18 protein-coding genes are annotated in these 19841 nt (G+C 35.3%); 7 read left to right on the top strand and 11 right to left on the bottom strand.

Translation table 11 applies throughout. The features are described from left to right. Positions 1 to 173: 173 nt before the first annotated feature. The 4 genes from HOO91_16800 to HOO91_16785 all read right to left on the bottom strand — a co-directional run bounded on the left by HOO91_16800 (position 174) and on the right by HOO91_16785 (position 5048). Positions 174 to 836, bottom strand: a complete 663-nt coding sequence (locus HOO91_16800; GenBank protein NOU19218.1) for a response regulator transcription factor — start codon at positions 834 to 836, stop codon at positions 174 to 176. Positions 837 to 1112: 276 nt separating this feature from the next. After that, on the bottom strand, positions 1113 to 2879 hold the full coding sequence (locus HOO91_16795; protein NOU19217.1) for a HAMP domain-containing protein: 1767 nt from the start codon (positions 2877 to 2879) through the stop codon (positions 1113 to 1115). Positions 2880 to 2987: 108 nt separating this feature from the next. After that, entirely contained in the window at positions 2988 to 4238 is a 1251-nt protein-coding gene (locus HOO91_16790; GenBank protein NOU19216.1) for an ammonium transporter, read from the bottom strand. 24 nt (positions 4239 to 4262) lie between these two features. Further along, positions 4263 to 5048, bottom strand: a complete 786-nt coding sequence (locus HOO91_16785) for a hypothetical protein (GenBank protein NOU19215.1) — start codon at positions 5046 to 5048, stop codon at positions 4263 to 4265. 673 nt (positions 5049 to 5721) lie between these two features. Between HOO91_16785 and HOO91_16780 the strand changes: the two genes are divergently transcribed. Beyond that, positions 5722 to 6438 (top strand): hypothetical protein, encoded by a 717-nt coding sequence (locus HOO91_16780; GenBank protein ID NOU19214.1) that lies wholly within the window; start codon positions 5722 to 5724, stop codon positions 6436 to 6438. Between the two features lie 251 nt (positions 6439 to 6689). Beyond that, on the top strand, positions 6690 to 7730 hold the full coding sequence (locus tag HOO91_16775; GenBank protein ID NOU19213.1) for a hypothetical protein: 1041 nt from the start codon (positions 6690 to 6692) through the stop codon (positions 7728 to 7730). 260 nt (positions 7731 to 7990) lie between these two features. Here HOO91_16775 and HOO91_16770 read toward each other — a convergent pair whose 3' ends face one another. From HOO91_16770 to HOO91_16750, 5 genes are all read right to left on the bottom strand, one after another. Further along, positions 7991 to 8314 (bottom strand): type II toxin-antitoxin system PemK/MazF family toxin, encoded by a 324-nt coding sequence (locus tag HOO91_16770; protein NOU19212.1) that lies wholly within the window; start codon positions 8312 to 8314, stop codon positions 7991 to 7993. After that, positions 8305 to 8550 (bottom strand): AbrB/MazE/SpoVT family DNA-binding domain-containing protein, encoded by a 246-nt coding sequence (locus HOO91_16765; protein NOU19211.1) that lies wholly within the window; start codon positions 8548 to 8550, stop codon positions 8305 to 8307. Before HOO91_16765 ends, HOO91_16770 begins: the two co-directional genes overlap by 10 nt. A 267-nt stretch (positions 8551 to 8817) precedes the next feature. Further along, positions 8818 to 9987 (bottom strand): hypothetical protein, encoded by a 1170-nt coding sequence (locus HOO91_16760; GenBank protein ID NOU19210.1) that lies wholly within the window; start codon positions 9985 to 9987, stop codon positions 8818 to 8820. 467 nt (positions 9988 to 10454) lie between these two features. Next, positions 10455 to 11405: a phosphoribosylaminoimidazolesuccinocarboxamide synthase gene (locus HOO91_16755; GenBank protein NOU19209.1), complete on the bottom strand. Its 951-nt coding sequence runs from the start codon at positions 11403 to 11405 to the stop codon at positions 10455 to 10457. A gap of 119 nt (positions 11406 to 11524) precedes the next feature. Next, complete coding sequence (locus HOO91_16750; protein ID NOU19208.1) at positions 11525 to 12487, bottom strand: AAA family ATPase; 963 nt, start codon at positions 12485 to 12487, stop codon at positions 11525 to 11527. Between the two features lie 288 nt (positions 12488 to 12775). Between HOO91_16750 and HOO91_16745 the strand changes: the two genes are divergently transcribed. From HOO91_16745 to HOO91_16730, 4 genes are all read left to right on the top strand, one after another. Then, on the top strand, positions 12776 to 13567 hold the full coding sequence (locus HOO91_16745; protein ID NOU19207.1) for an SAM-dependent chlorinase/fluorinase: 792 nt from the start codon (positions 12776 to 12778) through the stop codon (positions 13565 to 13567). A gap of 332 nt (positions 13568 to 13899) precedes the next feature. Beyond that, positions 13900 to 14697, top strand: a complete 798-nt coding sequence (gene mazG / locus HOO91_16740; GenBank protein ID NOU19206.1) for a nucleoside triphosphate pyrophosphohydrolase — start codon at positions 13900 to 13902, stop codon at positions 14695 to 14697. 150 nt (positions 14698 to 14847) lie between these two features. Next, on the top strand, positions 14848 to 15930 hold the full coding sequence (locus tag HOO91_16735; GenBank protein NOU19205.1) for an ABC transporter permease: 1083 nt from the start codon (positions 14848 to 14850) through the stop codon (positions 15928 to 15930). 396 nt (positions 15931 to 16326) lie between these two features. Then, positions 16327 to 17082, top strand: a complete 756-nt coding sequence (locus tag HOO91_16730; protein ID NOU19204.1) for a triose-phosphate isomerase — start codon at positions 16327 to 16329, stop codon at positions 17080 to 17082. A gap of 492 nt (positions 17083 to 17574) precedes the next feature. Here HOO91_16730 and HOO91_16725 read toward each other — a convergent pair whose 3' ends face one another. After that, positions 17575 to 18141, bottom strand: a complete 567-nt coding sequence (locus HOO91_16725; protein ID NOU19203.1) for a dihydrofolate reductase — start codon at positions 18139 to 18141, stop codon at positions 17575 to 17577. A gap of 320 nt (positions 18142 to 18461) precedes the next feature. On the opposite strand from HOO91_16725, the gene HOO91_16720 reads away from it, so the two are divergent. Beyond that, on the top strand, positions 18462 to 18890 hold the full coding sequence (locus tag HOO91_16720; GenBank protein NOU19202.1) for a GxxExxY protein: 429 nt from the start codon (positions 18462 to 18464) through the stop codon (positions 18888 to 18890). Between the two features lie 249 nt (positions 18891 to 19139). Here the strand turns inward: HOO91_16720 and HOO91_16715 are convergent, their stop codons facing one another. Further along, positions 19140 to 19436 (bottom strand): nucleotidyltransferase, encoded by a 297-nt coding sequence (locus HOO91_16715; GenBank protein ID NOU19201.1) that lies wholly within the window; start codon positions 19434 to 19436, stop codon positions 19140 to 19142. Positions 19437 to 19841 lie beyond the last annotated feature (405 nt).

Below are 19841 nucleotides of genomic sequence, written 5' to 3'. Positions count from 1 at the left end.
CTTATGAGTTAAGGCTTTGGGAGCGTGGCATCTAAATATTTGTAGCATTTCAAAACCATAAGAGTAAATAGGTACAGAGTACCATAATAGTATGAAAAAGTTCGGAACTCTAAGGTTTAAAATTACAGATATTAATTCTTTTTTATAACTTACTATATTAAAACACATTAACCCTACCACTCCACAATATTGTTACGCAGTGCAAACTTTATCATTTCAACGGTACTTTTAAAGTTGTACTTCTGCATAATATTGCTTTTGTGAGTTTTAACGGTATAAACGCTAAGGTTAAGCTTTTCGGCAATCTCGTTATTGGTACAGCCCTCAACGTAAAGTTTAAGAATCTCTTTTTCTCTGGAGGTAAGCTGATGCTTTTTGGCAACATCACTTACACCTGAATTTTTAGCATTGTTGATGAAACTCTTTAATACAATTTTCGAAATAGAGGGACTATAGAATTCATCGCCGCTGGCAATTGTTCTAATGGCTTCGAGTAAGATTTCGGTGGTTGAATCCTGTTTTGGCAGATAGCCCTTTGCTCCTGCCTGTATTGCGCTAATAATGTACTCTTCGTTATTAAACATGGAAAGAATAAGCACCCTAATTTGAGGGTAGAACTTGGATATCGTTTCGGTCAATTCAATTCCCGACATATTGGGCATGGAAAGGTCGGCAATAACAATATCGGGCTGATTGCATTTGATAAAAGCAAGAGCATCCTTACCGCTGCCAACAGAACCTATCAGCTCAATATCATTCTCATCTGTAAGAATACGTTTTATCCCATCTCGCACAATTTGATGGTCATCAACGATTAGTATTCTTGTTCTGCTCATAGTTTGTATTTATTAACGTGAGTTCTACACAATAAATAGTGTATTAATCTGTATATCAATTAATTTATTTTATTTGAATCAATGGAAAAATGGAAGAAATAAGTAAGAATCTAACCTCTTGTTTTGACTTCGTCGAGTTCCGGTTGACTTCGTCGATCCCTGCGGGATTCGCTCCAGTTCCATCATTCCAAACTTCCAATATCACACCAAATAAATATATGTTCCTGCAAATAAACATATTAACATATTTCTTAAAACGAATTTCGGCTATTAGCCTTAATCGTGCTTTTTAGGTACTTTAAGCCTTATGGTTGTTCCCATTAATAGTTCGGTTTCAATATCGATTGTACCATTGAGTAGCCGTGCCCTCTCCTTCATGTTGTAAATTCCATTGCAGGGAAAACAATAGTTTGAATCGTAAATAAACCCTTTTCCATCATCCTCAATAACAAGAATAATATTCTCCGAATTCCCGATTAGCTGAATTTGAATTCTTGAAGCAGTGGAGTGCTTAACGGCATTATTAAGTGCTTCCTGCGCTATCCGATAAATGTAAAACTTAACCTTGGAATCAGGGGTAGAGTAATCGCCATGAGCAGAAAGTTCAATATCAATTTTTGCTGATTTTTGAACAGAATCGCAAAGGTTTTTAAGCGCAATATCAATCCCTGACTCGTTAAGAATGTTCGGTGCAAGGTTATTTGATATTTGCCGAACCTCCTCAATTGTTTTAAGGAAACTGCCCTTTACATCTTCGAGTGTGGCTCTTGTTTCATCTATATTCTGCTTGCTTGTGCTCTCAAGCAGAAGCTTAATGGCAATAAGTTTTTGACCAAGACCATCGTGCAACTCTCTTGAAATACGCTGCCTTTCAAGTTCTTGCCCATCATACAGTGCCGACATCCGTTTTAGCCGCTCATCCTTAAGCTGCGTTGCCATGGTATTAAAGGCATCGGTAAGTAAACCAATCTCATCACATGAATAGGACTTGATTTTAATATCCAAATCACCTTCGCCAATCATTAGCGCAGCATTCTTTAATTTAACGATAGGATTTGTAATAGTTCGGGAGATGAAATGCGCTATGGAGAAAAGGAAAACACAGATTATCAAAGATAAAAATACAATATCGTTCCTTAAGGAAACTATGGGAATCATTGCTTCGCTGTAATCAATTTCGGCAATAATTGCCCAGTTTAAGCCCCGCATGGATAATCTATCGTAGGAACTTAAGCAGGCAACAGTTCGATAATCATCAATTATCTGTGAACCAATTTTATCTTTGAACGCATTAACTGCACTTTTCGTTTTTACTGAGGTATTCAGAACAGAATTTGGAATAAACCTTGAATTACTCCTCATAAGAAAATCATCGCCAACAAGATAAACTTCCCCCGATTTTCCAAGCCCATTCTCGGGGCTATCCTCAAGCATAATACTATTGATATCATTAATAGGAATTTGAAGGGCTAAAACCCCAATTGTTTTTTTATCCTGATTAACAATCCGCTTACCAATTAAACATAATGGATCATTATCATCAAGAGATTGTTTACAGAAATCAACAATTGTAGGGTTGTTGGTATTTACAGACTCTTTCCATAGCTTAATCATCTGCTTGAGGGAAACAGAATCGGTATCAAATTTAATAATTTCAGTACCTTGAAACTTAAATATCTGAAGTTTGCTCTCTTCAATACCTAAAATTAAATACATGCTATTGAATCCTAATTGGCTGTAGTTTAGATACGATGAAGGGTATTGCTTAGAAGGTTGATCATTAAGTTTATGGTTTAAAACCGTGGCTAGGCTTTTTAGGTAATGATTCTCCGAAAGGAGTGTAATGTTTTTATACCGCTCGTTAAAAAAGAATTCAATTTGACCCTTTTTAATTACCCTAATTGATGTAAGCTGATCGAGGGTACGCTTAAGCAAAGCATTCTTTGCGTTGAAGTAGGAGTATATTCCAATTACAGAAAGAGCCGATACGCCCACTGCAAAGAATAGCACCATCAATTTTCTGTTAATTGACCGACTAAACATTCTCCAAATTTTAATAAGTTTAATCAAAGGAAAGAAATTATCTAAACAATTAAAAAAATAAGGGCTCATATTTCAGAGCCCCTATCAATCAATGCATCTCAATAGTTACTATAAAGCCCCTTCATCATAAGCTTTCTCGCCATGCAAAGCGTTATCTAACCCTGCAAGTTCCTCCTCTTCCGAAACACGAACAGGGGTTATTAAGTTGATGATGATAAGCATAAGGTAAGTGAATCCAAAAGCGTATGCTGATGCACCAACTACGGCAATAATTTGCTTTAAAAAGAATGAAGAAGAACCAAAAAGTAAACCATCGGCACCAGCTGCATTAACAGCCTTTGATGCGAATACACCAAGAAGAATTGTTCCAAGTACTCCACCAATTCCATGAACTCCCCATACATCTAACGCATCATCCCATTTCATCTTATTCTTAAATTGAACAGCATAGTAACAAACCAATCCAGCTACGGTTCCAATAATTGGTGATACCCACAGTGGTACAAATCCAGCGCAAGGGGTAATGGTTGCCAAACCAGCAATTGACCCGGTTAACAATCCTACAAATTTGGGTTTTCTTTCCCTTGACCATTCGACAACCAACCATGCAATTGTGGCAAATGAAGCAGCAATATCAGTATTCAAGAATGCTAATGAGGTTATATTATCCACTTGTAACTCGCTACCAGCATTAAAACCATACCATCCAAACCACAGCAAACCGCTCCCTATTGCAACCAATGGAATGCTGTTTGGAGTTGAATTCTTATCAACACGAGCACCAACATACAATACCGAAGCAAGAGCAGCAAAACCTGCTGTAGCATGAACAACAATACCACCTGCAAAATCAAGTACTCCCCAATGAGCAAGTAGTCCACCACCCCAAATCATATGTACGAATGGGTAGTAAACAAAAATTTGCCAAACAGTAAGGAAGATAAAGTAAGCCTTAAAGGAAACTCTATTTACAAATGCACCGGTTATAAGCGCAGGGGTAATAATGGCAAACATCATCTGGTAAGCAATGAAAACGAATTCTGGAATTTTACCGTTACCAGCCCAAAGCGTATCCATGCTTATTCCTGCAAGGAATGCCTTATCGAAGTTTCCGATAATGCCACCTTCGCCACCACTAAAGCATAGCGAGTAGCCAAAAATAACCCAAAGTACGGTTGTCCAACCTAAAGAAACGAAACTCTGAATCATAATTGCCAGAATGTTTCGCTTAGTTGCCAAACCACCATAGAACATGGCAAGTGCAGGAGTCATAAGCATAACAAGGCTTGTTGCAAGTAGCATAAAGCCAGTTGAGCCTGTATCAAGAACACCTGTTTGTAATAAAATTGTGTTTAACATGTTTATTGTGTTTTAATTGTGTGATTAAAATGATATGCCGAATGTTAAAAAGATATTCTCTGCCTCAGGATTTGTAATGATTGAAGCCTGAACAGGTAAAGCGTATTTATCTGAGATTTGAATTGATTTTGATACTTTCACCCCTAGGTTTATAATACCTGAAGTTTTATTTCCATAAAATCCAAGTTCACCTTTATCCTTGTTTGGTTTATCCAATGCAGCACCGATAAATGCATTAAAATCGGTTCCTTTGATATTCTTTTTATAACCAATCTCAATGTATTTTGTCATAAATATATCTCCAGAACTACCATCGTTATTGATTTTACGAGCATCGTTACCATAAAAATTCATAGCAAATAGAAATGTGAAAGGAATTTTTTCGGTTCCGTTAAAGCTTATAACCCCCTCAAAAACATGACAGGTACTATCCTTATCGTAGCTAAAATATCTACTACGTCCCTTGGTGCTGTAATACTCCGGGAAAAAATAGTCAGTAACGGTTAAGCTAATTACACTCTTGTAGGTATAGGTAAGATAAAGGTCAACCTCTTGGTTTGATGTTTGCGAGAAGGTGTAGGCACCCCATGCTCCTGCTGTTATAACATGTGATGAATCTTTGCTCGAAATGTTATACTTAATCCATGGTTGAATACTTGGGCTACTCCCGCCAAGATTTACGCCCCTCCAAATGTAACGACTCATAACATCTGCTCCGAGTTGAACAGGTGATTCGCTCTGGGAAAAGGCACATACAGATATCATTGAAAGGAATATCAATGCTGCGAATGCATTTAAGAATCTATTCATAAAAGTAAAAGTTTAAGGTTTAGAGCATCAAAAGTATCTGCTGCCTATTTGGCTATCAATAGAACTTGGTATGAAAGTATACTAATACTTTGTTGTAGTTTTAGGAATGTTTTGACAGGTTGGAAAAACAGTCAATTTAATCTTCGCACCTTGGTCAAATACACCATACATCCTCGTTATAAAGTAATTGTAAGTGACATTAACCCTCCATTTAACCTATTGGGTTTCCTTAAAATATCGCAAAATGCGATATGAGTTTATTTAGGTGCTTTGCCTTTCTCCATTAAGTTTTTCATATATTCAATATTTACAAATGATTTAATTGCAATATATTTTATATATTTTTATGTCATCTATTAAGATATTATTGTTTGTTATTTAATTATATTTTGTATTAAAATATCATTTTGTCATTTTATGATCATATTTTATATTTTAGTATTTTTGACAAATAATATATTAGTCAAAATGTTTATTTGTTATTATATTATGTTATAGCATATTATATAATTAATATCGATTATTTCTATTTTTAAATCATTATAGAATAATTTTTATTTAAACATATTTTAAACATTTTTAAATATTTTATTACATTAGATTAATTATTTAATATTATTTTTTGATTATTAGTATATTTTTAATTATTAATCTAAACTTAGGAGGAATAAAAATGAAATTAAACCTATTATTTATTAGTTCAGCTATGGCATTACTCGTTTTGGGTTGCTCAAAAGATCAGTTAACTCAAAATGAAGGACCAACTATGTCAACTAACAAAGAATTCAACCAAGGTTTCCCAAAAGGGGAATTTGCTAAAAATGTGGATAAAACCATTGGTAGAGAAAGCAAATATCCAACATCAAAAACAATCGCTGTTCCTTATTATAAACAAGAAACCAGTTACTGGTGTGGACCAGCTAGCGCTAAAATGGTAAATTACTATTTCAATCAGCCAGCTTCGCAAACTACAATAGCTAACTATTGTGGTTCTGGGCCTGGCTATGGTACTTATATTGGACCACTTTGTGATTGGTTTAATAGTGCACCACTAACTGGTTATTTAGTACTACCAAGCTGGTGGGTATGGGAAGTTACTTCTTTGGCAAGTTTCACCGATTTCAAAAATAAAGTTCAATGGTCATTTGGAGGTTACTCAGCACCTGAAGTTTGGCTTCTTATGACTTATCCTAGTTCAACATACCATTTACCAGGTTGGACCCAAAATTGCGGCCATTATGTTGCTGGTAGAGGATATGATTTCACTGCAAATTCCAAAGTATACTATCAAGATCCTTGGTATGGTACTGGTGGTGGTGCTAACAAAACTATTGATGCTTATACAATGTACTATTGTATTACTGCAAATGCTAACTGCATGATTTATTAATTAGTATAAAAAAAGTACTCTGTTTATTTATTCAATACTAGTAATCAAAAAACATTTAAAAATAAATTGAAAATCTGGGCTATATCAAAACATTTAAAGCATTATTCAACTGAAAGCTGTTTGCTCTAATTATATATAGAATATTGTTTTATAATGATTTTTGATATAGCCCCTATTCTCACAATCGCCTTTTTAAAACATCAGTATTTTTAATATAATTACGGTTAGTTTCAGCGAAAAAAATTATCTTTATGAAAAACAACTTAGTTTCAACACCAATTTACATAATAACCCTTTTACTATGCATGTTTATTGGGTGCAAAGAAAAAAACAATATTTTAACTCTTCATTCAAAGGGAAATATCTATTCAGTTTCTGTTTTTAAAAATACAGCCATTTACAGCACAGGTACAAAGGCCGAAAAAAATTCGAAAAGAATTTATTACTGCAATTTAGATAAAAATAAGCCCGTTCTTTTATATGAGGTTGCCGATAAGAGCAAAAATGTAATGCCTGTAAAACTATACGAAAACCAAGCAGTTTGGGTTGAATATGGTTTTGAAGAAGGAAGTCCTATGACTTGGAAACTCTTAACTAAAGAACTTTCAGATAGTGCTGATGTAAAAGTAATTAAGCATAATATCGAAAATCCAAAGGTTGAATTTCCTCACTTTGATATCTCTTACAACCTAATAATTCTTGATTTTTTTATTCCCTCAGGTGCCGATAGCGTTGATTCCCCGCTTCTTTTATATGACATAAACAATAATGCAACAACGGTGATTAATGCCCCCAAAGGGCATGATTTGTATAACCCATCATTTAATGGAACTGATAATAATGAGATAGTTTGCAATTTGATTTCATTAGATGCAGAAAAGAATGTAAGTTCCAAAATTGCCATATACCAAATTGCACAGAGTAAATGGACAATTCTCGATATATCAGGTTCAGGTTTTCAACCTGCACTTTACGGTAAAAAGTTAGTTTATAAGGAATGCTCTTCACCCTATGAATACGGTAAAATTCAACTTTTTGATATACAAACTCAACAAAAGGTTACCCTCTCTACCAATCCAACAGGAGGCGAAACCCCACAGATAAACCAAAATTATGTGGTATGGGAATCACCCGCTTTTGATAGGGTTCCTGCCTATAATTTAGCTACAAATAAACTTGTTGATTTAGAGGTTGGAAAAATAGGAAAACCATACTTAAAAGGGAATAGTCTAATATGGGTTTTTGAAGAAAAGCCTGATAAAGCGGTAATGCATGCAATGTTTCTTGATTAATTGGAGTATAGTATACCGTTTGTTATAAAGCTCCTAGTACTATGCAGTCATAATTTTATTAAAATCAGCCATTGGTAAATCGGCTGGAATCAATACTCTTGTTTTGCCATAGAGTTTGAGACCAATCTCTCTCGTCCCATGATAATAAAATTATTAAAAAGCGTTAAGAACTCCAAATGCGATATCAACCCAAATACAACCGAGCGTTTTGTGTTAGTCCGCCGAAGCCAATAAATACGCTGTTACCTAAAGTTTGTTATTTAGTCGACAAAGATTTCTTTTATGATTAACTTTACCTTGGCAATCTCTTTTTCTGTAAGTTTATCAAGTGATTTCAAAACTCTTTGTTTGTCAATCGTTCTAATTTGGTCTAAAACTATCCAACCATTTTTCTGATTGTGTTTTACTTCAATCCTAGTCGGATAGTTTTTTGACTGACTCGTCATAGGAGCAATAATAAGCGTTTGTAAATGCTTATTCATCTCGTCAGGAGAGATTATCACGCATGGTCTCGTTTTCTTTATTTCACGTCCTATCGTGGGGTCAAGATTGACAAGCACGATACAATATTGAGTTAACTCCATTCTTCGAAGTTTTCGTCTTCAAAAATGTCCGCCATTAAGGGTTTGTCATCTTGGTTTTCATGCATTTTCTTAAAAGCCTTTTCCCAACCCTTTCTAGGAGTTGCTTTTGGTTTAATAATAATGTATCCTTTCTCAAGAATTAACTCAACAGTATCCTTGATGTTGTATTTTTCAAGAAGGGTCTTGCTTAGTCTTATCCCTTTCGAATTTCCTATCTGTACAATTGAAATGTCCATAACTAAGATATTAAAATGTAACTACAAAGTTATTACATTTATTTCGATTTAGCAAAAATATTTCGGGAATCAAATTGTGGGTAACGTTTCCGTGGTTGGAAATGTTGGGGAGTTAAAAACCAAACATCTGTCCCACGCTAAACTTTTACTAAAGTAATAAAAACCTGCTTATCTGCGCATCTACCCCAATATTTTTAACCACGTGTTACCAATAGTGCTATTTATAGAGATTTCTTTTACTATCCTTAATTTTTGTTCAAGTTTTTATTATTTCCAAATGTTAAGTTCCATATTTTGAGGAGTAAGTATACAATCGAAATATTTGTACAAACCATTTGGTGAATTTGGAATAAATATTTTTGAATTAATGCCTAATTTCTGTGTAAAATTATTACCATAGTAAATTCTAACATCACTAATTTTATCTGGCAAAATAACAGTACTGTTTTGCCAGTTTTTTCCACCGCCAATAATACTGCTTACATTTCTTAAAGAGAATTTTTTATCAAATAAATCTAAAAAACTAATTATCAAGCCTTCATCAATAATTCTCTTTTGTAAGTGTAGCGTGTCAAAACCTAGAGATAATGTACTATAATCAAAATCTAGAATTATATTCCTCTTATAATCTTCGCCTTGTAGAATCAGTAAATCATCAAATGATGCTTGAATTGAAGAAAAATTACTAATTGTTTCTATTACTTTATAGTAATTTTCATCAAGATATTTTTGAGGATTTAATTTCATAAGAGAATCAATTTTTTCAGCAAAACCATTTTCAATTATTATTTTTCTTATATCAAATTCTATATTTTCACTAGAATCTTTTCTAAATTTAACATATACCTTTACATCATTAATTTCCCTTATAGTAAAAGTCTTATTTAAAAAATCAGAATCATTTCTAGGTACCCTTGATTTTTTATAAATCATACTATAAAACTCAATAATACTACCAATATTTTTTTTGAATACAACATTATTTCTAATGTACTCTTTGACAAAATCGGAATAACCTTTAATATCTTTTTGATTACATGAAAATACGTACTCAAAAGAAATTGCTATATCTTTAAGTAATGTTAAATTTCTTTGATTTTGATATAGTAACGATTTTTCAATAGCTAAACTATTTTGAAGATTATCTGAAATAGTATCTAATTTTGAAGTAGTTTCTATCAACTTCTTTAATGAATTTTCTTGTTTGGAAATATTTTCTTTAAATCTATTATCATCTATTATTTTATCTTCAGATTTTTGTTTATAGTCTGCTAAGTAAAATATAATTGAAGTTGAAGCAAGCAATATATTCAGAGTAATTGCACTTATTTTTATTATTTTTTTAAGATTACTATTTAATGTCTCATCGCCCAAAAAAATAGCAATAATACTGATGATGGATGAAATGACTATTACAATAATTCCTATTGGAAGCATAATTATTTTTTTTGGTAAATGAATTTATTAATTTTCATTCTTTCTTAAAAGTGATGATGTTAAATTATTTACATTTACACATTTCAAAATTGCGTCATCAATTCTAATTTTTCATACAAATTGCATGAAGTCATTTTACTGTTAAATAACTTTGTCTATTCACAAAATTATCAATAGAATTTGAGTTTTTTCAACCTTGTCAAATATGCAATCATTTTGTCATTTTAGCATTATTGGTAACTTATTTATACGTATACCCAAAAGTATTTATATACATTAAATTTTAATGGATATGTATACCTTCCTGTAATCTATATCTCAAAGTTAGCCAAAAATATAACCCATCAAAGGGGAATTTGATTTTATAACCAAAGGAGGAAAACGAGGGACTTGAGGTGGAAGGTATAAAAAACTCAGACAGGGTTTTGAACCCTGTCTGAGTTAAGGAATCTAAAGTTACTTAAATACTACTTATGCTTATTAATAAACTCTGTTACATTCTTTTCAATTCGCTTCACAACATCAGCGCCTTCAGCTTTTACAAACTTATCGCCTGTGATATTCTCGAATAGCTCAATATACCTTTCAGTTATCTGGTTTACAATAGTATCGGTCATCTCGGGAACTTTTTGTCCATCCTGCCCTTGAAAACCATTCTCCATAAGCCACTCACGAACAAATTCCTTTGAGAGCTGCTTCTGCTGCTCGTTCTTTGCTAAACGCTGCTCATACCCATCGGCATAGAAGTATCGGGATGAATCGGGGGTGTGAATCTCGTCAATTAGGTATATCTTACCATCCTTTTTACCAAACTCGTACTTGGTATCAACAAGGATTAGCCCCATTGCAGCAGCCATTTTAGTACCCCGCTCAAATATAGCAAGGGTGTACTTCTCCAACTGCTCATAATCCGCTTTGCTAACCAAACCCAATTTGATAATCTCTTCCTTTGAAATATCCTCATCATGCCCCTCAACGGCTTTGGTGGTTGGAGTGATAATAGGTTTTGGAAATTTTTGATGCTCTTTCATGCCATCGGGCATTGGCATCCCGCAGATACTCCGTTTCCCCGCTTTGTACTCGCGCCATGCATGACCTGTAAGATATCCACGCACAACCATTTCAACCTTGAATGGCTCACAGAAGTGCCCTACGGTTACCATTGGATCGGGGGTTGCAATCTTCCAACTAGGAACAATATCGGCTGTTGCATCCAAAAACTTAGATGCAATCTGATTCAGAACCTGACCTTTGTATGGTATTCCCTTTGGCAGAACAACATCAAAAGCCGAGATACGGTCGGATACAACCATCACCAACATTTTGTTGTTAATGTTGTATACATCGCGCACTTTACCATGGTACACTCCGGTTTGTCCGGGAAAGTTAAAATCGGTACGAACGATTGCCTTTTCCATTTTTAGTTGGGTTATTGAGTTATCAAGTTATTGGGTTATTGGTACCCCATCTAATCTGTGATGTTAATCTATAAACCTCTTCTTTAGGATAAAATTTTGCCAATTTATAAATCAAAAGCCTAAATCCCTTCCTTAGATTCACTTTGCTTCTCGAATGCATTAACAATATACTTAACCAACGTATGGCGAATGATATCACGAGCATCAAAATAAATTACTGCAATATCCTTAATGCCATTGAGCAACCCAATGGTTTTTACCAAGCCAGAATCCTCCTTGCGGGGTAAATCAATCTGGGTGATATCGCCAGTAACAATAAACTTAGCATTTTTACCCATTCGGGTTAGAAACATTTTAAGTTGGCTAATTGTTGTGTTCTGCGCTTCATCAAGGATAACAAAAGCATGATCGAGAGTTCGTCCACGCATATAGGCAAGGGGTGCAATTTGCACTGTTCCATCCTCCATATATTCTTGGAGTTTCTTTGCAGGGATCATATCGTTTAGCGCATCGTATAGGGGTTGCAAGTATGGATCAAGTTTCTCCTTCATATCCCCCGGAAGAAATCCAAGCCTCTCCCCTGCCTCAACTGCCGGACGGGTGAGAATAATCCGCTTTACCTCTTTGTTCTTTAAAGCCCTTACTGCAAGGGCAATTGCTGTATACGTTTTCCCTGAACCGGCAGGACCAATTGCAAAAAGCAAATCGTTGGATTGGTACATCTCAACCAGTAAACGTTGGTTAACGGTTCTGGCCTTAATAGCCTTGGCATGATTTCCAAATACTAGAATATCCGTTGCATCTTCCTCTGCTTGAGCAATGGTTTCCATCGATTCACTAAGAAAATCCTGGATATTAGCATCGGTAAGGTATTTATAACGGGTGAAAAATTCGATCATCTTATTGATCTTCTCCTCCAGAATATTAATCTGCGCTTCGTCACCAATGGCCTTTATTTCGTGACCCCTTGCAACAATTTTAAGTTTAGGAAAATGTTTGGCAATTAAGTCGTATTTAGCATTTTTAACTCCAAAAAGCACTAAAGGATCAATTCCTTCAATAAGTATTATGCGTTCACCCATGTTCGCAGGTTGTATTTATTATTTAATTGTAATAACCACTGTGAAATAGAAACAATTTTTAGTTCTAACTTACATTGGAATGTTGGAATACTAGAAGAACAAATCGAAGAAAGCAACAATTCCATCATTCCGTTATTCCAAAATCTCTTCATTCAAATAAAAATCCAAATTTAACAATTTAGAGATACTTGATGGTTTGATGTTAATTAAAACTGATAACCTTTTTTTACAATCTTTATGGGTAGCTACTTTATTTTTTACAACTTTGTAGAATAATCAGGAATGTGAATGGATAACGAAGTTTTGGCAAACAAGATACTTACTCTAACAACCGATTGGAACCAGCACGATTACTACAATGGAGTCCTTCGGGGTAAACTTGTAACCACATGCCCTGACCTGAAAATTGTTGAGATTACAAATCAAGTACCCATTTTCAACCTAAACCATGCGGCTTTTGTTCTAAGATACAGCTACAAGCACTTTCCTAAAGGAACTATTCACCTTGTAATGGTAAATAGTGAGAGCCAATCGCATAGAATGCTTGCCTTTAGCCATAACGATCATCATTTTGTAGTGCCTGATAATGGGATTATAGGTTTGATGTTCAAAGAACCGCCACAAAACGTATTTGCATTCCCGTTTGAGGCCGAAGGAAGTTTCGCTTCTCTTGGTTCATCCATTGCTGCTATCGATGCTTTTTACAAGGGCAAAGACTTATCGGAAGTTGCCAGTTTAGTGAATAATTTCGATCAGAGAATTCCACTAAGAGCAACAAATGAGAACAATGCGATTACAGGAGGCGTAATTTATATCGATTCCTACTTTAATGCCATTACCAATGTTTCTAAGGATTTATTCGATAAGGTGGGTCAAGGTAGGAAATTCGAAATCCACGTTCAAAGTCAACATAACAAGGTTAACACAATATCAATTAATTACAATGATGTTGATGCTGGTGAACTCGTAGCCTTATTTAACTCAGCAGGATTGCTGGAAATTGCCATTAATAGTGGCTACGCATCGCAGCTACTTAACCTGAATAATGGATCGAGCATTAGGATTAAGTTTTATGATTAGTGACATTGTGATGCTGTAAAAAATTATATTTTAAAATTATTAGCATAGGTTGATAATGTTATGTGAATCTAATATGAAGAATAAACCCCAACCCCTTAAAAAGGGGCTATAACAGAGTAGTTCGGTTGATTCCCCTCCTTATTAAGGAGGGGTAGGGGTGGTTTTTTATTGAGTTATAAAGTTAACATAACAATAGACGCAGTTTGAGATACTATTAATTTCAGAAATGTATTCAAAACAATAGACGAACTGGATCATGGCTTATATTTCATATTTAACCGATTAATCAAAATCAATAACTTGCTTCACAGTAACAAAGCAAAACAAAAACAATGAACCTAAACGATTCAAACAAAAAAAATGCTCTCCTCGCCTTCGAAAGGTTGCTTAACATTATGGATGAATTGAGAGAGAAATGCCCATGGGATAGGGAGCAAACACTGGAAAGTTTAAGACCTAATACTATTGAAGAAACATATGAACTCTCCGAAGGGGTACTCGATAATGATCTCAACCTTATTAAAAAGGAATTAGGTGATATCCTATTACACATCGTATTTTACGCTAAGATTGGCTCCGAGAAAAATGCTTTCGATATTACTGATGTTATCAATAGTCTTTGTGATAAATTGATATTCCGCCACCCACACGTATTTGGGGAGGTAAAGGTTAATAGCTCAAACGATGTGATTGAAAACTGGGAGCAACTAAAAACAAAAGAAAAGGATGGGAATAAAACAATCCTTTCAGGGGTTCCCAAAGCATTACCAGCATTGATAAAAGCGAATAGAATTCAGGAAAAAGTCAAGGCTGTTGGTTTCGATTGGGAGGTTCGCTCACAAATTTGGGAGAAAGTTGAAGAAGAAATGGATGAGCTAAAGGCCGAGATATCTGCTAACAATCCTGATAAAATGGAGGCCGAATTTGGCGATCTTCTGTTCTCTCTAGTAAATGCTGCAAGGCTTTATAATATCGAGCCCGAAACAGCACTAGAACGCACAAACAGAAAGTTTATTAAACGATTTGGTTACCTTGAAGAGAAAACCATAAAACTGGGTCGCTCCCTAAAGGATATGACACTCGATGAAATGAATGTAATTTGGGAAGAAGCAAAGAAATATGATAAATGAAAAGAGGAAAGTGAAAAATGAAAAGTGAAAAGTTGGAAGTCCGAAGACGGGAGTCAAAGAAAGTTCCTTAGTTTATCCTGTCACTTGACACTTACCATTTTTCATTTTTCACTTTTATCTTTTATCTTTTATCTGTTCACTTAAAAGACTATGCTAAAATACCTCATCAAAAAATTACTCTACAGCATCCTCATCATCTGGGGAGTAGTTACTTTGATCTTTATACTTTTCAACCTAGTACCAGGTGATCCTGCAAGGATGATGATGGGTCAACGTACCGATTCAACATCACTTGCAGCTGTTCGTCATGATCTTGGTCTTGATAGACCTGTTTTTTCTCAATATCTTAAATATTTGAACGACATCTCTCCTATCTCCATCCATAACCCACGCTCAAAATCAAGCTATATATATTTAGACAAAACATCCTATAAGAATTACATCAAACTGGTTAAACTTACAAAATCGAGAGTAATAGTAATCAAATCGCCATACCTGCGTCGCTCCTACCAAAGTCAGAAAACAGTTACGTCCATTATAAGCGAGACGCTACCAAATACATTTATCCTTGCTTTTACCTCCATGATTTTTGCAACCATATTTGGCATTGCATTGGGGATGATCTCAGCAATCAAAAAGGACAAATTTATCGATAGATTTTCCATTGTATTCTCAGCAATTGGCATGTCGCTCCCATCGTTCTTTGCGGCAATACTTATTGGCTGGTTCTTTGCATTTGTCCTTGGGAAATACACGGGATTAAATCTAACTGGTAACCTTTGGGTGGTTGATGATTTTGGAGAGGGAATACATCTTCAATTGAAAAACCTAATCCTACCAACGCTTACACTGGGTCTGAGGCCGCTCTCTATTGTTACCCAACTTACCAGAAGTTCGCTTCTCGAAACTCTTTCGCAGGATTATATTAGAACTGCAAAAGCCAAAGGGCTATCGTTTGGGAAGGTTCTTTGGCGACATGCACTTCGTAATTCATTAAACCCTGTTGTAACTGCTATTTCGGGTTGGTTTGCCTCGCTTATGGCTGGGGTAATTTTTGTTGAGTATATCTTTGGCTGGAAAGGGCTTGGATACGTAATGGTTAATGCCCTAACAAGCTATGATGTTCCACTCGTTATCGGGTGCGTTATTGCAATATCCTTGATTTTTGTGATTGTGAATTTACTTGTGGATATTGTTTACGCAATGCTCGATCCTCGAATCAAATTTACTTAAAACTAGGTTTGTGTTACAGTGATACAGTTTTGCTGTGAGGCCGTGAGGCTGTGCAACAGTGAAACCGTTTTGCTGTGAGGCTGTTTTGCCGTGAGTTTTTGTTATTGTACTGATGTTGTACTTTGTAAGGATATTGAAAGACGTTGTGTTAGATGCAATACTCCACCATAGCCCTACAAAACCACTACAACACAGCCCCACTGCAAAACAGCAAAACAGCAAAACCGCATCACAGCAAAACATCATCACAGCCCCACAGCAAAACTGCTACACAATATAACAGCATCACAATAAAATAATATAGATTAATACTTTGTTGTTAAATCGTTCTACCTACAACTCCTAATTTTTGTACTTTTGGCTTTTATATAGATTGATATTTTAAACATTAAGATTATGAGAAAACGAATTGTTGCAGGAAACTGGAAAATGAATACAACCCTTGCAGAAGGGATGGAGTTAACTAAAAGTGTAATTGAAAAATCGATTACTGTTCCAAAAACTATTGAACTTGTTTTAATTCCCCCTTTTACAAGTATCAACGAGATTACAAAACTCACCAAGGGTACTGCTGTTAAAGTTGGAGCACAGAATTGCGCAGAATGGGTAAAAGGAGCTTACACGGGTGAAGTTTCTGCAACAATGATCTCATCAATTGGTGCAACCTATGTTGTTATAGGACATTCTGAAAGAAGAGAGTTCTTTAACGAGGATAATAAAATGCTTTACCGAAAAATAAAGCAAGCATTGGAGAACCGCTTAATTCCTATTTACTGCTGCGGTGAGAAGCTGAATGAACGCGAATCCAACAAATACTTTGAGGTTGTTGAGAAACAGGTAAGCGAATCGCTATTTGAACTTACCAAAGAACAAATGATGCAGGTTGTAATTGCCTACGAACCAGTTTGGGCAATTGGTACTGGGAAAAATGCTACCTCGCAGCAGGCACAAGATATGCATGCATTCATTCGTACTACAATAGCCAAGAAATTTGGCAAAGAGGTTGCCGATAGCATCAGCATACTTTACGGCGGAAGCTGCAAGCCATCCAATGCCGAGGAGATATTTGCAAGACCTGATGTTGATGGTGGTTTAATTGGCGGAGCATCACTAGTTGCCGATGATTTTATTGCTATTGCCTGCTCGTTTTAGTAGAATAGCATCAATTCAATGTACATTGTCATCCTGAGCGAAGCGAAGGAACTTAGATGCTTCACTCCGTTCAGCATGACAAGAAACAGTATGCTCTGAAAATTTCAACCCCTTTCCTTAATGATGATGAGCTGTAATATGAAACCTTTGTCATCCTGAGCGAAGCGAAGGATCTTAGATGAACTCACTACATTCGGTTTGCAAAATCGGTTATCAACAAAGCCAAGAATCTCCCCCTGTCATCCTGAGCGAAGCGAAGGAACTTAGATGCTTCACTCCGTTCAGCATGACAAAGCAACAATCTGATCCTAAACTTAGGATCAACATAATTCACACAATTTGAAATCCAATAAAAGTGTTACACCCTCACAACCATTTATCCCCTCCGAAGCAAACCACCGTGTAAGCAAAAAGTATCATGGGATATCGCAATTTGCGATTTTTAGGAAAGTAATTGCTAATGTGTGATGCTGAGGGTTGACGTGAATTCTTCTACTCTTTTCCATAATGAAGCGCAACCACACCAGAGGCAAATGTTTTAAAATCCAAAAGTTTTAGTTTGATTGATTCCGGTACATTTTTAAATAACGCAATACCCTCTCCTAATAGAATTGGATTTACAAAAATCCAAAACTCATCTACTAATCCAGCATTTAAAAGTGAATGAGACGCTCTTGGACTACCAAAAATCAATATATTTTTACCCGACTGTTGCTTTAATTCCTTTATATTCTCTGCAAGATTATCACTTATAACCTTTGTATTCAATAATCCCGCCTCGCTAATTGTTTTTGATAGAACAACCTTTGAAACATTCTTATACCAAATTGAATGCTCCTTATCATGTCTACTTGCATTAGGCTGTTCACCTACTGTTGGCCAGTATGCTTCCATCATTTGATATGTAACCCGACCATATAACGCCGTATCTGCTTGGTCTGTCAACGTTGTAACAAAATCAAATATTTCATCATCAACAGTTACCCAGTTCAGTTCACCATTCAATCCAGCAACAAAACCATCGAGTGATGCGTGCATAAAATATACTAAGCTTCTCATTTTGCAATCAATTTTGACTGTAAAACAATACTCTAATCCCTTTTGTTTGATTTGAATAATTCTTGGCGATAGTTTGTTATCGGAGAGCAGGGGCAGCAAGCAAATTTAGTGCTTTGGTGTTTTGGCGGCTAGAAATGTTTAAATAAAGTTAATGCTACAAAATCACGAAACTCCAAATTGTTCTTAACCCAACTTTTTGTGTTTTGGTGTTTTGGTGGCTAAACTTTGCTCGCCTAAGTTATGGTTAACATACAGATTTCGACAAGCGGAGGTTTTGAGGAATTGATGAAAAATATTTACTTTGTTTAAAACTAGAGGTTATGCCACAAAATCACGAAGACACCAAATTACACCAAAAAAAGTACACGCCCATTCCTGATGAACTAGATATTATGGGTAAGAAAATAGTTGATGCTGCTTATACGGTTCATAAGAATTTAGGTCCAGGCTTGCTTGAGAAGGTATATGAAATTTGTTTCTGCCACGAGCTAGCCAAAAGAGGGTTAAAGTGCCTTCGCCAAATTGATATTCCCATTGTTTATGATGGAATCACCTTTAACGAAGGGTTAAGATTAGATGTTCTGGTTGAGGACAGAATAATCTGTGAAATTAAGGCGGTAGATTTAGTAAATCCTGTTTGGGAAGCCCAAGTATTAAGCCACATGAAATTAACAGATAAACGTTTGGGTTACTTAATCAACTTTAATGTTGTTAATATCGGGCAAGGAATAAAACGTTTTGTGTTATAGTTTAGTGGTTTTTTGTGCTTTGGTGTTTTGGTGGCTAGAACTGTTTAAATAAAATTAATGCTACAAAATCACGAAAACACCAAATTGCTCTTACCTGAGAACTGGCAATACAAAAATGACTGTTTAGTTTTACCTGTATATTTGTTTGAATGCCTAGGTTAGGTAGGTTGTGTGTAGCCTTTTATTCTTCTAATTTCGAGGTGATTTCTTCTTTCAACTTTGGAAGGTGATTGATAACAATGTTCGCTATCAGTAAATGAGTTGCTTTGATGAATCAATGGATTGTCGTAGGTACGGATTCTTTATTGCTTTTTCCTCCAATAAATCCACCTCACGTTTAAAAAGTTTTTCTAGTGATTCTTTTAAGTCAAAATAGTTGTCAGCATATTCATAAAGATCTACGCCCTGAAAATCTACAACTAAGTCAACATCACTATCCTTTTTGAATCTATCGGTCAGTACTGAACCAAATACGAATAACCGTTTAACCTTGTGCTTTGAACACAAGTCACGAATCTTGTCAATATTTCGTTCAATCAGGTTCATAGTACAAAGATAGTTAATTTGGAAGATGTTGCCAAATAGTGGTAATGCCACAAAAGCACGAAAACACCTAATTGCTCTTAACCTGACATTCTCGTATTAAAGTAATGGTATTCTAATAAATCAATAGATTTTAATTTGGTATTGGTGCGGTCTAAGACCGCTATTTAAAAACGACGAAGTTACGCTTCGTTAAACTTCGAAGAGCGGGAGAAAACCAGCATTGCGTATGAGCCTTTGTTAGTGACTGGCATTTTTAAGGTGGTTATTTCTAATATTTGTATCAATGTCGTTGACTTAAGCTATAAAGGTTTGTAATTCATATAGTAGAGTTTCTTTGGGCGTTTTTTTCTTTCATGCTTTCGGCCAGGGCGAACAATTTCCCTTGTTTGGCTTACAATGGAATCA

This window comes from Bacteroidales bacterium (assembly GCA_013141385.1).
In the GTDB taxonomy this organism is placed as follows: domain Bacteria; phylum Bacteroidota; class Bacteroidia; order Bacteroidales; family Tenuifilaceae; genus UBA8529.
The sequence above is the reverse complement of the archived record's forward strand: the minus strand, read 5'-3'. Positions and strand labels throughout refer to the sequence as shown.

What these genes read in the sequence shown, in the direction of transcription:
- HOO91_16745 (NOU19207.1), top strand. Translation starts at nt 12,776, where the DNA reads ATGGATAACGAAGTTTTGGCAAACAAGATACTTACTCTAACAACCGAT.
- HOO91_16785 (NOU19215.1), bottom strand. Translation starts at nt 5,048, where the DNA reads ATGAATAGATTCTTAAATGCATTCGCAGCATTGATATTCCTTTCAATG.
- HOO91_16775 (NOU19213.1), top strand. Translation starts at nt 6,690, where the DNA reads ATGAAAAACAACTTAGTTTCAACACCAATTTACATAATAACCCTTTTA.
- HOO91_16725 (NOU19203.1), bottom strand. Translation starts at nt 18,141, where the DNA reads ATGAGAAGCTTAGTATATTTTATGCACGCATCACTCGATGGTTTTGTT.
- mazG (NOU19206.1), top strand. Translation starts at nt 13,900, where the DNA reads ATGAACCTAAACGATTCAAACAAAAAAAATGCTCTCCTCGCCTTCGAA.
- HOO91_16730 (NOU19204.1), top strand. Translation starts at nt 16,327, where the DNA reads ATGAGAAAACGAATTGTTGCAGGAAACTGGAAAATGAATACAACCCTT.
- HOO91_16715 (NOU19201.1), bottom strand. Translation starts at nt 19,436, where the DNA reads ATGAACCTGATTGAACGAAATATTGACAAGATTCGTGACTTGTGTTCA.
- HOO91_16800 (NOU19218.1), bottom strand. Translation starts at nt 836, where the DNA reads ATGAGCAGAACAAGAATACTAATCGTTGATGACCATCAAATTGTGCGA.
- HOO91_16760 (NOU19210.1), bottom strand. Translation starts at nt 9,987, where the DNA reads ATGCTTCCAATAGGAATTATTGTAATAGTCATTTCATCCATCATCAGT.
- HOO91_16755 (NOU19209.1), bottom strand. Translation starts at nt 11,405, where the DNA reads ATGGAAAAGGCAATCGTTCGTACCGATTTTAACTTTCCCGGACAAACC.
- HOO91_16790 (NOU19216.1), bottom strand. Translation starts at nt 4,238, where the DNA reads ATGTTAAACACAATTTTATTACAAACAGGTGTTCTTGATACAGGCTCA.
- HOO91_16780 (NOU19214.1), top strand. Translation starts at nt 5,722, where the DNA reads ATGAAATTAAACCTATTATTTATTAGTTCAGCTATGGCATTACTCGTT.
- HOO91_16750 (NOU19208.1), bottom strand. Translation starts at nt 12,487, where the DNA reads ATGGGTGAACGCATAATACTTATTGAAGGAATTGATCCTTTAGTGCTT.
- HOO91_16720 (NOU19202.1), top strand. Translation starts at nt 18,462, where the DNA reads ATGCCACAAAATCACGAAGACACCAAATTACACCAAAAAAAGTACACG.
- HOO91_16735 (NOU19205.1), top strand. Translation starts at nt 14,848, where the DNA reads ATGCTAAAATACCTCATCAAAAAATTACTCTACAGCATCCTCATCATC.
- HOO91_16765 (NOU19211.1), bottom strand. Translation starts at nt 8,550, where the DNA reads ATGGACATTTCAATTGTACAGATAGGAAATTCGAAAGGGATAAGACTA.
- HOO91_16795 (NOU19217.1), bottom strand. Translation starts at nt 2,879, where the DNA reads ATGTTTAGTCGGTCAATTAACAGAAAATTGATGGTGCTATTCTTTGCA.
- HOO91_16770 (NOU19212.1), bottom strand. Translation starts at nt 8,314, where the DNA reads ATGGAGTTAACTCAATATTGTATCGTGCTTGTCAATCTTGACCCCACG.